Annotated in this window: 3 protein-coding genes; all 3 read right to left on the bottom strand. The window is 73.6% G+C overall.

The genetic code is table 11. From position 1 onward, the window contains the following. On the bottom strand, positions 1–9,485 hold a 9,485-nt coding region (locus tag ABH926_RS27830), incomplete at its 3' end, for an amino acid adenylation domain-containing protein (RefSeq protein ID WP_370368754.1). A gap of 15 nt (positions 9,486–9,500) precedes the next feature. Then, on the bottom strand, positions 9,501–14,624 hold the full coding sequence (locus ABH926_RS27825) for an amino acid adenylation domain-containing protein (protein WP_370368753.1): 5,124 nt from the start codon (positions 14,622–14,624) through the stop codon (positions 9,501–9,503). Further along, a complete protein-coding gene (locus ABH926_RS27820; protein WP_370368752.1) occupies positions 14,621–14,839 on the bottom strand; it encodes an MbtH family protein in 219 nt (72 codons plus the stop codon). The genes ABH926_RS27825 and ABH926_RS27820 overlap by 4 nt, the downstream gene beginning before the upstream one ends. Between the last annotated feature and the right edge of the window lie 27 nt (positions 14,840–14,866).

Below are 14,866 nucleotides of genomic sequence, written 5' to 3'. Positions count from 1 at the left end.
CGCTTGCGGACCGTCTCGCCGGTGGCTAGCAGTTCCCGGCGGGCACGCTCGGCGAACACGTCCATGCCCATCGTCGTCGCCGCTTCGTGCGCGGCGCGGTCGACCTTGCCGTTGGCGGTCACCGGGATGGCCGCGACCGGGACGACGAACGCCGGCACCATGTAGGCGGGCAGCCGGGAGGCCAGCTCGGCCCGCAGCGCGGGACCGGACAGGACCGCGCCGCGCTCCGGGCTCGCATAGCCGATCAGTTCCCTGGCACCGCCGTCGCCGCGGGTGGTGACCACGGCGCGGCGCACGCCGCCGCAGCCGGCCAGCGCGGCCTCGACCTCGCCGAGCTCGATCCGGTAGCCGCGCACCTTCACCTGGTCGTCGCGGCGTTCCACGAACTCGAACTCGCCGTCGGCCAGCATCCGGGCCCGGTCGCCGGTGCGGTAGAGCCGCGATCCGGGCGGGCCGTACGGGTTGGGCACGAACGCCGCCGCGGTGCGGCCCGGCAGGTGCGCGTAGCCGCGGGCCAGCCCCTCGCCGCCGACGTGGATCTCGCCGACCACGCCGGCCGGCACCGGTTCCAGGTGCCGGTCGAGCACGTACATGCTGGTGTTCGGCATCGGCAGGCCGATCGGCAGCTGGTCGCCGTCCTCGGTGCCGTCGGCGGTGTGCGTGCTGTTCCCGACGGTGATCTCGGTGGGCCCGTACTCGTTGACGATCCGCACCGTCCGGCCGTCGCGCGCGCCCTTGGCCAGCCGGGCCCAGCGCCGGGCCAGCCCGGTGTCGAAGACCTCGCCGCCGGCCACCGCCACCGCCGCGACCTCCGCCGCCTGGCGCGGGCCGAGCTGGCCGGACAGCAGGTCCAGCAGCGTGGGTGCGAGCTTGATGAAGCTGAACGGCCCGGACTCCAGCAGCAGCAGGCCCAGGTCCTCGATCGGGGTCTGCTCGTCGAAGACGGTCACCGGCGCGCCGGTCATCAGCGGCGCGAACAGGATCGTCACCACCATGTCGAACGACGGCGAGGACAGCAGCGGCGCGCCACCCGGGGTGCCGGCGTACTGCTCGACGGCGAAGCCCAGGTAGGTGGACAGGCCGCGGTGCGTCGTCTGCACGCCCTTGGGCCGGCCGGTGGAGCCCGAGGTGTAGATCACGTAGGCGACCGAATCAGGGTCCAGATCCGCGCCGTTTTCGGTCGGCGTCGGCGTCGGCATCGGCATCGGCATCGACGTCCCCGGCTCCAGAGCGGCGAGGTCGACCACCGGTCCGGCGAAGGCGCCGAGCCGGTCCCGGTGCCGGTCCAGCGTGACCACCGCGGCGGCCCGGGAGTCGGTGAGCATGTACTCGACGCGGTCCTGCGGCAGCGCGGGGTCGATGGGCACGTAGGCGCCGCCGGCCTTCCACACGCCCAGGAACGCGACCAGCACCTCGGGGGTGCGGCCGAGCACCACGCCGACCGTGGACTCCGCGGCGATGCCCAGCTCCCGCAACCGGCCGGCCAGCGCACTGGCCCGCGCGTCGAGCTCGGCGTAGCTGATCCGCTCCTCGTCGGCCTGCCCGGAGGGCCGGAAGATCACCGCGTCCGCGTCGGGGGTGGCCCGGACCTGGCGCTCGATGGTCTCCAGGACGCCGGGGCCGTAGTCGAAGAGCGGCCCGACGGCGGCCGTGGCGGCCTGGCGCTCGCCGTCCGGCAGGCAGGCGGCGCACGCGTCGCCGTCCGGGTCGGCGGCCATCGCCTCCAGCACGGCGCGGTACATCTGCGCCAGCCGGTCGCCGTTGCGCACCGAGAGCACGCCGGTGTGCGTGGCCAGGGTGATCTGGCCGCCGCCGGTGGTGACGGCCAGGTCGAACTCGGTCGCGCCGCCGCCGATCGCCTCGGCGGCGTCGACCAGGCCGGAGGAGAAGCCGCTGAAGTCCAGGTAGTTGAACAGGACGGACAGCAGCCGGCTGTCCCCGGCCGCGCGGGCGATCTCCGGCAGCGGGTGCCGCCGGTGCGGCCACAGCTCGACCTCGCGGGCGAACACCGTCCGGACCAGATCGGTCCAGCTGCTGCCGTCGGTGATGCCGTCGAACGCGAACGGCACGGAGTTGACGTACATGCCGGGGACCCGGTCCGCGCCGACCGCCTCGACCCGGCCGTCGCAGACCAGCCCGTCGAAGAACGGCTCCTCGCCGACCAGCGCGCTCATCACTTTCAGATGCGCCGCGTGCAGGACGCTCTTGAGCGAGGTGCGCGAGCGCAGCGCCAGCACGGTCAGTCCGGGACGCAGGTCCTCGAAGGGGACGCGCCGCAGGTAGTCAGACCTCGGCGATCCGCTGTCCTGCCAGCCGGCGGGCAGGGCCGCCGAGCGCCGGTCGGCGACCGCGGACGCCCAGTAGGCGCGGTCCTCCTGCGAGGCCAGCGAAGCCAGCTCGGCGGCGATGAAGTCCGCGAAGCGCACCGCGGGGGCCTGCCAGGGTTCGAGCTCACCGCCGTCGCGCAGGGTCGCGTAGGCGCGCAGCAGCTCGGCGGTCAGCGTGTGCTGGCTGAAGCCCTCCAGGACGGCGTGGCAGAAGGAGAACGTCAGCCACCAGGTGCCGTCGTCGACGACCGAGGCCGTCAGGCGCACCAACGGCACGTCGGTGAGCGTCATGGGCCGCGCGCGCTCCTCGGCCGCGTGCTCGCGCATCGCAGCGCTCACCGCTGCGGCGTCGGACCCTCGCAGGTCCCTGACATCGATCGGGAACTCGGCGTGCGCGTGCACCAGTTGCAGCGGCGTGCCGTACGCAGTCAGCTCGATGGAGGTGCGCAGGATCTCGTGCCGGGCCACGACCACCGCCGCCGCCCGGCGCAGCGCCTGTTCGTCGAACGGGACGCCGTCGTTGACCGGGAACGCGGTCACCGAGTGGTAGCGGCTGTTGTCGGCGCCGGAGAGCATCTGGGCGGCCATGCCGAGCTGCACCATCGACAGCGGGTAGGCGTCCACGGTGCCGTCCGGCAGCGTCACGCCGCGCGGCGCCAGGGCGAACGGCTCGACCGGACCGGCGGACTCCCGCGGCGCGGGGCGGCCGCTGAGCCGGGCCGCCAGCGCGCGCACGGTGGAGTGCTCGAACACGTCCCGGGCCGAGGCGTCGTAGCCGGCCGCGCGCAGCGCGCCGACCAGGCCGATCGCCTTGATCGAGTCGCCGCCGAGCTCGAAGAACCCGTCGAGGGCGCCGACCAGCGGCACGTCCAGGGCCTGGCGCCAGATCAGGGCTATGCGTTCCTCGTCGGCGCCGCTGGGCGCGGCGTACTGCTCGGTGGCGGCGACATCGGGCTCGGGCAGCGCCAGGCGGTCGATCTTGCCCGCCGTGTTGAGCGGGAACGCCTCCATCGCGACGAAGACCGAGGGGGTCATGGAGGAGGGCAGCGCGTCGGCGGCGAACTCGGGCAGGCCGTCGAACGCGTAGTCGGCGCCCACGACGTAACCGACCAGCGTCTTGTCCTGCGCGCCGCGGGCCACGACCACGACGTCGCGCACGCCCGGCGCCCTGCGCAGCGTCGCCTCGATCTCGCCGAGCTCGATGCGGTGCCCGCGCACCTTCACCTGGTGGTCGGCGCGGCCGAGGAACTCGATCTCACCGTCCTTGCCGACCCGGACCAGGTCCCCGGTGCGGTACTCGCGGCCCCCGGCCTCGGCCGGCACGAACCGGGACGCGGTGAGCCCCGGCTGCCCGTGGTAGCCGCGGGCCACACCCGCGCCGCCGACGACGAGTTCGCCGACGACGCCGACCGGGACCCGGCTGCCGCGCGAGTCCAGCACCCGCAGCCGGGTGTCGGCGACCGGGGCGCCGATGACGACCCGCTCCGGCCGCTCCGGCACCTCCCAGGCAGTGGACCAGATGGTGGTCTCGGTGGGTCCGTACACGTTGAACAGCCGGCCGACCCGGCCGCGGATCTGGCGGGCCAGGTCCAGCGGCAGCGCCTCGCCGCCGCACAGCGCGGTCACCGAGGGCCCGTCGAATCCGGCGGCCAGCAGCATCTTCCAGCCCGAAGGCGTGGCCTGCACGTGGTCCACGCCGTGCTCGGCGACCAGCCGGACCAGCTCGGCGCCGTCGCGCAGCTGGGCGTCGGCGGCCAGCACGATCCGTCCGCCGGCGGTCAGCGGGGCGAACAGTTCCAGGCCGCAGATGTCGAAGGACAGCGCGGTCGAGGCCAGCCAGGTGCCGGCGCCGGCCAGTTCGCGCATGGCGGCCAGCAGGTTCGCCAAGGCGCCGTGGCTGACTTCGACGCCCTTGGGCCGGCCGGTGGAGCCGGAGGTGTAGAGCACGTAGGCCAGGTCCTCGTCGGAGAAGGCCTGCGGGACCACCGGGGCCAGCGGCGAGGCCGGCTTGCCGGCCAGTGCCTCGACGGCGTCGTCATCGAGCACGAAGCGCGCGCCGGAGTCGGCGAGCATGTAGTCGACCCGGTCGGCGGGCAGCCCGGCGTCCAGGGGCAGGTAGGCCGCTCCGGCCTTCCACACCCCCAGCAGGGCCGCGACCATCGCCGGGGAGCGCCGCATGGAGACCGCGACCACGTCCCCGCGGCCGACCCCGCGCCGCCGCAGTTCCTGCGCGACGCGGTGGGCGCGGTGGCCCAGCGCGCCGTACCCGAGCTGCTCACCGTCGGCATCGGCATCAGCAACACAGACCACTGCGATGTCGTCGGGGCGTTCGGCGACCATCGCGTCGAACGCGGCGGGCGCCAGCGGCCGCCGCGACTTCTCCAGCGGCCCGGCGGTCAGCGCGTCGAGCACCCGCAGATCGGCGGCGGCCAGCGGGACGGCGGTCGCGTCGCCGTCCGGATCGGCGAGCATCGCCTCCAGAACCGCGCGGTACATCCCGGCCAGCCGGTCGGCATCGGCCTTGCTGATGACGTGGGTGTTGACGGTGACCGAGAAGTGCTTGGCCTGGGTGGTGACCCGCAGCGAGAACTCGTTGGGGCTGATGTCCATCGTCTTGAGGTAGTCCACGCGCTCGGCGTCGACCACGTGGAAGTCGATGAAGTTGAAGTAGGCGTCGATCATCCGCCCGCCGCCTGCGGCCCGCTGGATCGCCGAGATGGGGTGGCGGCGGTGCGGCCACAGGTCGATCTCCGCGGCGAACACCTGCCGCACCAGCTCGGCCCAGGTCCCCGAGGCGCGCTCGAACGGGAACGGGACGGTGTTCAGGTACATGCCGTAGACCCGGTCGGCGCCGACCGCCTCCGGCCGCGCGTCGCAGACCAGGCCGGAGAAGAAGCGGTCCTCCGGGGTGATCATCGACATGACCTTGAGATGGACGGCGTGCAGCACCGCCTTCACCGACACCCGGGCGCGGGCCGCGAAGCCCTTGATCTGCGGCAGCAGGTCCAGGTAGGACACCCCGGTCCGGTAGGTCTCGCGCGGGGTGGCCGGGTCGGCGCCCCAGGTGTCCGGGAGGCGGAACGCCGGGTGCTCCCCGACGATCCGGGCCCAGTAGGCCGCGTCCTGGCCGCCGGCCAGCGACTCCAGTTCGGCGGCGATGAAGTCGGCGTAGCGCACGGCCGGCGCCGGTTCGGGCTCGGGCTCGCGCCCGGCGCGGAACGCCCCGAACAGGTCGACGATCTCCATCAGCATCTGGTGGTAGCTCCACCCTTCGAGCACAGCGTGGCACTCGGTGATGGTCAGCCACCAGGTGTGCTCGCCGGTTCCCGCCTCTCCCGTGTCGCCGGTGAGGTGCGCGGCCAGCCGGATCAGCGAGGGCCGGGCCAGGTCGAAGGGCAGGTCGCGCTCGCGCACCATCCAGGCCCGGACCGCGTCGAGCCGTCCGGCGGGCTCCAGCCCGCGGTGGTCCAGGACGTCGGCGCTGATCTCAGCGCTCTCATGCACCAGTTGCAGGGGACGGGAGTAGCCGTCGAGGTCGAAGGAGGTCCGCAGGTTCTCGTGCCGCTCGACCACGGTCCGGGCGGCGCGCAGGAAGGCCTCCGCGTCGAAGGGCGCGTCGTCGTCGATCTTCATCGAGGTGACGTTGTGGTAGTTCCGCTCGCCGGAGTCGGCGAGCATCTCGGCCACCATTCCCAGCTGCACACCGGAGACCGGGTAGGCGTCCACGATGCCGGCCGGAACGCGCGCCCGGTCCTGCTCGGCGAGCAGCGCGAACGGCTCGACGGCCGGCCGCTGCCCGGTCAGCGGCTCCAGGCCGGCCAGGTGCGCGCACAGCTGCGCGATGGTGCGCCGCTCGAAGACGTCCTTGACCGTCACGTCGAATCCGGCCGCGCGCATCGTCCCGGTCAGCGAGACCGCGAGCACCGAGTCCCCGCCGAGTTCGAAGAACCCGTCCTCGACGCCGACGCGCTCCACGCCCAGGACCTCGCTCCAGATCCGGGCGATCCGCTCCTCGTCTCCGGTGCGCGGCGCGACGTACTGGGCGCTGACGGCAAGGGCGGCGCCGTCGGGGGCGGGCAGCGCGCGCCGGTCGAGCTTGCCGTTGACGGTCAGCGGCAGCGCGGGCACCGTCACGAACGCCGAGGGGATCATGTACGAGGGCAGCACCGCTTCGGCGGCGGCACGCAGCCGCGCGACCAGCTCGCCGGGCTCCGCATCGCCCTTGGCATCGGCGTCCGCACCTGTTTCGGGCACGACGTAGGCCACCAGCCGCTTGTCCCCTGGGGTGTCCTCGCGGACGATGACCACCGCGTCGCGCAGCCCGGGCGCGGCGGCCACCGCCGCCTCGATCTCGCCGAGCTCGACGCGGTAGCCGCGGATCTTCACCTGGTGGTCGGCGCGGCCCAGGAACTCCAGCGAGCCGTCGGCGCGGCGGCGGGCGATGTCGCCGCTGCGGTAGAGCCGGGCGCCGGGGCGGCCGAACGGGTCCGGCACGAAGCGCGCGGCGGTCAGGTCGGGACGGTTGGCGTAGCCGCGCGCCACGCCGGGCCCGCCGACGTAGATCTCGCCGGGCACGCCGATCGGCGCCAGGTTCCCGTCGCCGTCGAGCAGGTAGATGCGCAAGTCTGCGAGCGGGTAGCCGATCGCGTTGGGGGCGCTGGGGGCGAGGTCGGCCTCTGCGACGCGGTAGAAGGTGGAGTGCACCGTGGTCTCGGTGATCCCGTACATGTTGTACAAGCGCGGGGCGTCCAGGCCGCGCCGGTCGATCCACGGCTTGAGTTCGGGCATCTCCAGCTTCTCGCCGGCGAACACCACCGCGCGCAGCGCCAGGTCCCCGATGCGGGGATCGTTGTCGGCCGCGGCTGAAACCAAGGCGCGGAACGCTGACGGCGTCTGGTTCAGGAAGGTGACGCGGTGGCGGACCAGCACGTCCAGGAAGTCGCTCGGCGAGCGGGTGACCGAGGCCGGGACGACGACGAGCTTGCCGCCGTACAGCAGCGAGCCCCACAGCTCCCACACCGAGACGTCGAAGGCGTAGGAGTGGAACAGCGGCCAGACGTCGTCGGAGGCGAAGCCGTAGTGGCGCTCGGCGCCGGACAGCAGCCGCGCCACGTTGGCGTGGGTGAGGACGACGCCCTTGGGCTTGCCGGTCGATCCGGAGGTGTAGATCGTGTAGATCAGGTTGTCCGGTCCGGACAGCGGCTCCGGATTGGCCGCCGGAAGGCTTTCCAGGTCCTCCTCGTCCAGGACGAGCACGTCGCCGGTGTGCACGCCGGCGATCTTCTCCGCGCGCAGTTGCTGGGTGACCACGATGGGCGCGGCGGCGTCGCCGATGATGTAGCCCAGCCGGTCGGCCGGGGCCGCCGGGTCCAGCGGCAGGTATCCGGCCCCTGATTTCAGGATGCCGAGCAGCGCGGGAACCAGATGTTCGCCGCGTTCCAGGCACAGGCCGATCATCTTCTCGGGACCGGCGCCCAGCATGCGCAGCCGGTGCGCGATCCGGTTGGCGCGCTCGTTCAGCTGCGCGTAGCTGAGCTCGACGATGCCGGCGCCCTCGCCGTCCACCACGATCGCGGTCGCGTCCGGGGTGCGGGCGACTTGGGCTTCGAAGAGCTCGTGCACGGTGGCGCGCACGCCGTGGTCGAAGGTGTCGCCGCGCGGCCGGTCGGCATCGTCGGCAAGGCCTGCGGCCCCGAGGAGCAGGTCGGTCTCCGCCTGGTCCAGCAGCGACAGCCGGGACAGCGGCAGGTGCGGCGCCTCGGCGACGGCCCGCAGCACGGCCAGGTAGTGGCGCCCCATCCGCTCCACGGTCTCGCGGTCGAACAGCGCCGTCGGGTAGAGGATCTCGCCGTTGAGCGAGCCGTCGGGGTGCTCGCTGGCCAGCACGGTCAGGTCGAACCGCGAGGACTTGGCGGCGATCGGGAACTCGCTGACGGTCAGCCCGGCCAGGTCGGCCTCGTAGGCGCCGGTGCTGCGCAGGCCGAGCATCACCTGGAACAGCGGCGAGCGGGCCGGGTCGCGCTCCGGCGCCAGCTCGCGCACCAGGTGCTCGAACGGGACCTCCTGGCCGACCAGGGCCTGGTGCACGGTCCGGCCGGTCTGGCGCAGCAGGTCGGCGAAGACCGGGTCGCCGTCCCAGCGGTTGCGCAGCACCAGGGTGTTGATGAAGAACCCGATCAGGTTCGAGACCTCGGGACGGCCCCGGCCGGCGACCGGCGAGCCGACGCTGATGTCCCGGCTGCCGGTGTACCGGTGCAGCAGGACGTTGAACGCGGCGAGCAGGACGCCGTACAGCGTGGTGTCCTGCTCGCGGCCCACGGCCCGCAACCGGTCGGCGAGCTCCGCCGGGACGTCGAAGGGCACCATCTGCCCGGTCCAGTCCCGCTGCGCCGGGCGCGGCCGGTCGGTCGGCAGCTCCAGCGGCTCGCCGCCGGCCAGCTGGTCGCGCCAGTACTGCTGCGCCGAGGCGAAGCTCTCCCGGCGGGCCAGCGTCTCGCGCTCCCACTTGGCGTAGTCGGCGTACTGGATCGCCAACTGCGGCAACGGCGACGGCCGGCCGGCGACGTTCGCCTGGTAGAGCGCGCGCAGCTCGCGCACCAGGATGTCGATCGACCAGCCGTCCAGGGCGACGTGGTGGCAGGACAGCGCCAGCACGTGGTCCTGGGCGCCGAGCCGGATCAGCAGGGCCCGCATCGGCCAGTCGGCGGCCAGGTCGAAGGGCCGCGAGGAGAGCACGGTGGCGAGTTCGTGCGCGATCGCCTCGGGATCGGCCGCCGCCCGGACGTCCACGGTCTCGATGTCGGCCTCGGCCGGCGCCGGGTCGATGACCTGGCGCGGCTCGCCGCCGTCCTCGACGTACCGCGTCCGCAGGACTTCGTGGCGCGCGAGGACCTCCTGCCACGCCCGGTTCCACGCCACCGGGTCCAGCCGGCCGCGCAGGCGCAGCGCCAGCGGGACGACGTACTCGGTGGAACCGGGGTCGATCCGGTCGATCAGCCACAGCCGCTGCTGCCCGAAGGACAGCGGCAGCGGCCGCGAGCGGTCGGCCCGGGGGATCCGCGAGCTGCCGGCCGGACGCGGCGCCCGGCCGCCGGCCAGCCGCTTGCGCAGCACTTCGGCCCGCAGCTGGTCCGCAGCGGAGGTCTCAACGCCGGTCATCGTGGCAAACCCTTCTTACTGTTCTTGGTGGTCTTGATAGGCGGCCGCGAGTTCGGCGTCGGACATGGCCCCGATCTCGGCCTCGATCGCGTCCTGCACCGCGTCGGCGAGTTCGGCGACGGTCGGTCCGGTGAAGACGGTCCGCACCGGGAGGTCGACGTCGAACTCGTCCTGGATGCGGGCGATCAGCCGCACCGCGGCCAGCGAGTTGCCGCCGGCGGCGAAGAAGTCCCTGCCCGCGCCGGGGTCGACGCCGAGCAGCGCGAGGAAGATCGCCGCGATGCGGGTCTGCACCGGCCCGGTCGGGACGTCGCCCTCGGCGCGGTCGACGGCCTCGGCGGTGATCGGCGGCAGCGCCGGCCGGTCCACCTTGCCGTTGCGGTTGAGCGGGATCGCCTCCAGCGCGGCGAACGCCGAGGGGACCATGTAGTCCGGCAGCCGCCGTCCGATGTGGGCGGCGAGCTCCTGGTGCGGGACCAGGACCGATGCCTCGGCGGGCACGTAGTAGGCGTGCAGCCGGACATCGCCCGAGCCGGGGACAGAGCCGAAGTCGGGGACAGAGCCGGAGTCGGCACCATCGCCGACGCCCGCCGCGACCACCACGGCCTCGCGCACCCCGGGGTGCTCGCGCAGCACCGCCTCGATCTCGCCGGTCTCCACCCGGTAGCCGCGCACCTTGAGCTGGCCGTCCATCCGGCCCAGGAACGAGACGTCCCCGGCGGGCCCGAACCTGGCCAGGTCGCCGGACCGGTAGAGCCGAGATCCCGGCGGCCCGAAGGGATCGGGCACGAAGCGCGCCGCCGTCTTGGCCGGATCGCCGATGTACCCGTCCGCGACGCCGACACCGCCGACGCACAGCTCCCCCACCGCCCCGACCGGGATCCGGTGCAGGTTCTCGTCCAGCACGTGCACCGTGACGTTGGGCAGCGGCCGGCCCAGCGGCACCACCGGCTGTCCGGGCTCGCCGACCACCGGATGGATGGTCGAGCCGACCGAGTTCTCGGTGGGTCCGTACTCGTTGATCAGGTTCCCGTCGCCGAGCAGGCGGCGCCAGTGCTCGGCCTGGCGGGCCGGCAGCGCCTCGCCGGCGACCACGATCACCGGGGCCAGCGCGGCCGCGGCGGCGTCGCTGAGCTGATGGGCCAGCAGCTCCAGATGGCCGGGGGTGAGCTTGATGAAGCTGAACGGCCCGCTGCCGGCCAGCACGGTGCCGAGGTCGGCGACCGGGAGGTCGCGCGGCATCATGTGCACCGGCTGCCCGGCCAGCAGCGGCGCGTAGAGGTTCGGCACCACCAGGTCGAAGGCGGTCGAGGAGAACACCGGGGCGCCGGTGGTCCCGCGCGAGGCCAGATCGCGGACCGCCCACTGGAGGTGGTTGGCCAGGCCGCGATGCGGGACCCGGACCCCCTTGGGCCGGCCGGTCGAACCGGAGGTGTAGATGACGTAGGCGGTGTCCTGCGGTGACGCCCCCGGGCCGACGCGCTCGTCGGACCGGCTCTGGAGGCGTTCCCGGTCCAGGTCGATGTCGATATTGATCAGCTCGCCGCCGAAGGACTCCGGCAGCAGGCTGCGATACTCCGACTCGGTGATGAGGACCTTCGCCCGCGAGTCGGCGAGCATGTGCCCGATCCGCTCGGCGGGGAAGAGCGGGTCGATCGGCACGTAGGCCGCGCCGGCCTTCCAGGCGCCGAACAGCACCGGATGCAGATCCAGCCCGCGTCCGAGCAGGACGCCGACCGCGTCGCCGCGGCGTACGCCGAAGTCCCGCAGCAGCGCGGCGAACTGGTTCGCGCGCGCGTCCGTCTCGCGGTAGGTCATCGCCGTGCCCTGATAGACGACGGCCGGCGCGTGCGGGGTGGTGGCCGCCTGCCGCTCGAAGAGCTCCAAGGTGGTCTGTGTCGACTGGGGAGAACCGGGCCCGAAATCGGCCGCCGTGCGGTTCCAGGCGTCGAACTGCCGGTGCTCGGCCGCCGACAACAGATCGACGTCGCGCAGCGGCAGGTCGGGGCGCTCGGCGAGCCGGCACAGCAGCAGGCCGAACTGCTCGGCCAGTTCCTCCATCGTGCTGCGGTCGAACAGCGCCGTGGCGTATTCGAAGCCGAAGGCGTACGAGCCGTCGGACCGGCGGCGCGCGAAGACGGTCAGGTCGGTCTTGGCCACCCGCCAGGCCTCGCGCATCGCGTCCAGGTCGTCGGCGCCGGACAGGCCGCCGGTGAGCTCGGCGTCGTGCAGGTCGAACGCGACCTGGTACAGCGGGGTGCGGGACAGGTCCCGCTCGCCGCCGTAGGCGTCGACGAGGCGCTCGAAAGGCACGTCCTGGTGCGCCAGGGCGAACCGCCGCGCCTGCTCGACGCGCCGCACCGAGCGCTCGAAGTCCTCCCCGGGGTGCAGCCGGGGCCGCAAGACCAGGGAATTGAGGAAGAACCCGACGATGTCCTGCGACTCCGGGCGCAGCCGGCCCGCGGTCGGCATCCCGAGGGCCACGTCCCAGGTCCCGGTGCGGCGCGCCAGCAGCGCGGTGAGCCCGGTCGCCAGCACGGTGAACGGCGTGGCTCCGCACGCGCGGCCGATGCGGGCCAACTCCTCGGCGGTGTCTGCGGGCAGCTCGAAGGCGACCAGGGCGCCGGCCCCGTCGCGGACCGGCGGGCGCGGGCGGTCCGCGGGCAGGACGAGCGGTTCCAGGCCGGACAGCGTGTCCCGCCAGGCCTCCACGCCGCGCTGGACCCGCTCGGGGGTGTACCACTTCTGCTGCCAGAGCGCGTAGTCGGCGTACTGGAGCCGAGCCGGCTCTGGGTCTGACTCGGGCTCCGATTCTGGTTCTGGCGCCGGCTCGACAGCCTGCTCCTGCTCCTGCTCCTGCTCGTCGAGCAGCGCGCGCAGATCGCGTTCCAGCACGACCGCCGACCACCCGTCGCACGCTATGTGGTGCAGCGTCAGCAACAGCAGGTCGTTGCCGCGACCGTCCGCGGAGCGCACCAGCAGCGCACGCCAGACCGGACCGGCCGCCAGGTCGAAGCCGAGGGAGATCTGCGCGTTGATCTCGCCCGCGGCGTTCGAGCTCTCGCTCGTGCACAGCTCGACCGGCCCGGCCGGGTCGACGACCTGGAGCGGCTCGCCGTCGGCGGCCACGTAGCGGGTGCGCAGGATCTCGTGGCGTTCGACCAGGCGGATCAGGGCCCTGTGAACCTTGCCCGGCTCGGTCCGGCCGATCAGCCGGACGAACAGCGGCACGGTGTACTCGCCGCTGCCCGGACGCAGCCGGTCCAGGAACCACATGCGCCGCTGCCCGAACGAAAGGGGCTGCGGGCCGTCATGGGGCACAGAGATGATCTGCGGCGCCTTGGCGCCGTCGAGCCCTGCGTCGGCACCGCCGGCATCAACGGTGTCGGCCACCAGCAGCGCCTGGTCGGCGACCGTGGTGTGGGTGTAGAGGCTCTGCAGATCGATGTCGGTCCCGGTGGCGCGGCCCAGCCGCTGGGCGAGCCGGGTCAGCATCAGCGAGTGGCCGCCGAGCTGGAAGAAGTCGTCCTCCGCGCCGACCTTCTCCACCTCGAGCAGGTCTTGCCAGACCTCTGCGACGGCCAGTTCGGCGTCGGTGCGCGGGGCCAGGTAGGCCGGGCGCGCGACGAGCTCGGGGGCCAGACGCGCCAGCGCCTGGCGGTCCACTTTCCCGTTGGACAGCATCGGGAAGCTGTCGACCGAGGTGAGCACCGAGGGGATCATCGGCGCGGGCAGGTGCTCGCGCAGGAAGGAGCGCAGCGCGGCGGGTGCGACGTCGCCGATGTAGTGCGCCGTCAGCCGGGCCGCGCCGTCCGGCCCGGCCGCCGTGCCCACGCTCGCCGCCCGGACTCCCGGGTGGCCGGCGATCGCGGCCTCGACCTCGCCCGGCTCGATGCGGACGCCGCCGACCTTCACCTGCTGGTCCAGCCGGCCCAGGTACTCCAGCTCGCCGTCCTCGCGCCACCGGACGCGATCGCCCGTGCGGTAGAGCCGGCCGCCATCCGGTCCGTAGGGATCCGGGACGAAGCGCTGCGCGGTCAGGTCCGGACGGCCCTGGTAGCCGCGGGCCTGCGCCACGCCGCCGACGTACAGCTCGCCGGGCACGCCGACCGGGCACGGCTCGCCGCCGTGGTCCAGGACCAGCAGTCGCACGCCGGACACCGGCCGCCCGATGGGCGCCGGACCGGACACCGTGTCCCGGTCGCACCGGTGCACGGCGACGTCGATGGTGCACTCGGTCGGCCCGTAGGTGTTGAACACCTGCGCGCCGGCGGGCACCGCGGTCAGGTCCTCGTGGTGCAGCGCCTCGCCGCCGCTTGTCAGAACCCTGAGGCTGCGGCAGTCCGGCCATCCGGGCTCGTCGGCCAGCAGCCGCAGGATCGAGGGCACGACCTGCACGACGGTCGCCTCGGCGTCCGCGACCGCCGCCACGATCCGGGCCGGGTCGCGCTCGGCGCCGTCCGGCGCGACCACCAGCGTGGCGCCGGAAGCCAGCGGGGCGAAGAACTCCCAGCCGGCGGCGTCGAAGCCGATCGGCGTGCGTTGCAGCACGCGATCGCCCGGGCCCAGCTCGTGGGTCCGGATGCGCCAGTCGACGTAGTTGGCGATCCCGGCGTGCGTCACCACGACGCCCTTGGGCCGGCCGGTCGAGCCGGAGGTGTAGAGCACGTAGGCGGCGTTCTGCGCATCCAGGTCCGACACCGGGCCGACAGCCTGTCCCCCGGTCGGAAGAAGGTCGTCGGAGCCGACCAGCAGCGTGGCCGGGGCGTCGTCCGCGGAGTCGAAGCGCGGTGCGGCGACGATGTCGGCGTGCGCGCCGGCGGTCAGGACCACCCGCACGCCGGCGTCGCCGGCGATCCACCGGATCCGCTCCCCGGGATGGCTCGGGTCGAGCGGGACATAGGCCGCCGACGCCCGCCACACGCCCAGCAGCGCGACGACCAGATCGAGCCCGCGCGGCAGCAGCACCCCGACCCGGTCCTCCGGGCCGAGGCCGCGGGCGCGCAGCGAGTCGGCCACCTTGTCGGCGGCGGCGAGGAGCTCGGCATAGGTGAACGAGCGGTCGCCGTCCACGACGGCGACCGCTCCCGGGACCCGGGCCGCCTGCTCGGCGACGCGGGCCGGCAGCAGCGGGCTCAACTCTGCTGCTCCATGCGCCGGCGCAGGCTGGCCGGGCGCATGTCCGTCCAGACTTCGGAGATGTGCGCCAGGCACGCCTCCTCGGTGCCCTGGAAGCCCTCCGCGTGCCAGCCCGCGGGGAGCTCGCGCCCGAGCCACCAGATCGAGTACTGGTCCTCGTCGTTGCGCACCACGGAGTGGGTGGCCGCCGCGTGCTCGGTCTGCTGTGTGCTCACTTCGTTCTCCTCGGTTGTTCCGCCCCA

It is taken from the genome of Catenulispora sp. GP43, from assembly GCF_041260665.1.
Classification (GTDB): domain Bacteria; phylum Actinomycetota; class Actinomycetes; order Streptomycetales; family Catenulisporaceae; genus Catenulispora.
Note: the sequence above shows the minus strand (reverse complement) of the source record. Positions and strands in the feature narration are given on the sequence as shown.